1 protein-coding gene is annotated in these 278 nt (G+C 65.5%); it reads left to right on the plus strand.

What is annotated here, in order from left to right; all coding sequences use genetic code 11:
• On the plus strand, positions 1-278 hold a 278-nt coding region (locus AAEZ09_RS28125; RefSeq protein WP_350601617.1), incomplete at both ends, for an acyl-CoA dehydrogenase C-terminal domain-containing protein.

The following is a 278-nucleotide window of genomic DNA, read 5'->3' on the forward strand; positions in this document are numbered from 1 at the left end:
GCCGAGATCATTGCTGCGACCGGCCGCGATCCGCAGGAGATTGGCGCGGTGTCGGTGGATTTCCTGCAGTACTCGGCGTATGTCCTGTTGGCGGGCTTGTGGCTGCAGGCCGCGGCGCGCGCCCAGGATGCGCTGGAGCAAGGCAGCGGTGAAGAGGCGTTCTATCAGGCCAAGCTGGCCAGTGCGGATTTCTACCTGCGCCGGGTATTGCCGCGGGCGAGTGCGCATCGGGAAGCCATTCAGGGTGGGGCCGAATGTTTGATGGCGCTGCCGGAAAG

This window comes from Pseudomonas sp. 65/3-MNA-CIBAN-0223, from assembly GCF_040310425.1.
Classification (GTDB): domain Bacteria; phylum Pseudomonadota; class Gammaproteobacteria; order Pseudomonadales; family Pseudomonadaceae; genus Aquipseudomonas; species Aquipseudomonas gregormendelii.